Raw genomic sequence first — 1,292 nt, 5'->3', positions numbered from 1 at the left:
AACCTCGCCGTGACGGCCTGTCCGTGGGCGGGGAGGTCTTCCGCTTCGGCGAGGGCGACGACGTGTCCGGCGACGGCGCGTAGTGCGGCCTCGTCGTACTCGATCAGTTGGACCCCGCGCAGGAACGTCTGTACCGACAGTCCGGAGGAGTGTCGGGCGCAGCCGCCGGTGGGTAGCACGTGGTTGGATCCGGCGCAGTAGTCACCCAACGACACCGGCGAGTACGCCCCGACGAAGACCGCGCCGGCGTTGCGGACCCGTTCGGCCACGGCGCGGGCGTCGCGGGTCTGGATCTCCAGGTGCTCGGCCGCGTAGGCGTCGACCACCCGCACACCGGCGTCCAGGTCATCGACGAGCACCGTCGCCGACTGCGGCCCGCGTAGCGCCTCGCTGATGCGGCCGGTGTGTTTCGTCGCCGCGACCAGCCGGCCCAGCGCGGTGTCGACCGCGTCGGCCAGGGCCACCGACGGGGTCACCAGCACACTGGCCGCCATCGGGTCGTGTTCGGCCTGACTGATCAGATCGGCCGCCACGTGCACCGCATCGGCGGTGTCGTCGGCCAGGATCGCGATCTCCGTCGGGCCGGCCTCGGCGTCGATACCCACGATCCCGCGCAGCAGCCGCTTCGCCGCCGTCACCCACACATTGCCCGGACCGGTGATCGTGTCGACCGGCTCGACCTCGCCAGCAATGCCGTAGCCGAGCATCGCCACCGCCTGGGCCCCGCCGACGGCGTACACCTCCTCGACACCCAGCAACGCGCACGCCGCCAACACATCCGGATGCGGCAGGCCGGTGTCTTTCTGCGGCGGGCTCGTCACCGCGATCGACTCCACACCGGCGACCTGGGCCGGGACGACGTTCATCACCACACTCGACGGGTACACCGCCAACCCGCCCGGCACGTACAGACCCACCCGCCGCACCGGCAGCCACCGCTGCGTCACCGTCCCGCCCGGCACCACCCGGGTCGTCGTCTCCGTGCGGCGCTGATCGGCGTGCGTACGCCGGGCGCGGTCCATGCACTCGCTCAGCGCCGCCCGCACCGCCGGATCCTGCCGCCGCGCCGCCTCCGCGATCGCCTCCACCGGCACCCGCAACGCCGTCAGCGTCACCCCGTCCAAACGATGCGTGGCCTCCCGGACCGCCGCCGCGCCATGCACACGCACCGCCTCCACGATCGGACCCACCGCCTCGGTAGCGGCAGCGACATCGATAGCGGCACGGGGCAGCAGCGCACGCGGATCCGTCACGGAGCCGCGCAGGTCGATCCTGGTAAGCACGGGTGCGAG

General features: G+C 72.4%; 1 protein-coding gene. It reads right to left on the bottom strand.

From position 1 onward, the window contains the following. A partial coding sequence (hisD, locus tag Val02_RS46920; RefSeq protein WP_203905882.1) for a histidinol dehydrogenase occupies nt 1-1,283 on the bottom strand: 1,283 nt, incomplete at its 3' end. Nucleotides 1,284-1,292 lie beyond the last annotated feature (9 nt).

Origin of the sequence: Virgisporangium aliadipatigenens (genome assembly GCF_016863615.1) — a bacterium.
Taxonomy (GTDB): domain Bacteria; phylum Actinomycetota; class Actinomycetes; order Mycobacteriales; family Micromonosporaceae; genus Virgisporangium; species Virgisporangium aliadipatigenens.
This window is presented reverse-complemented; position numbering and strand designations above follow the sequence as displayed.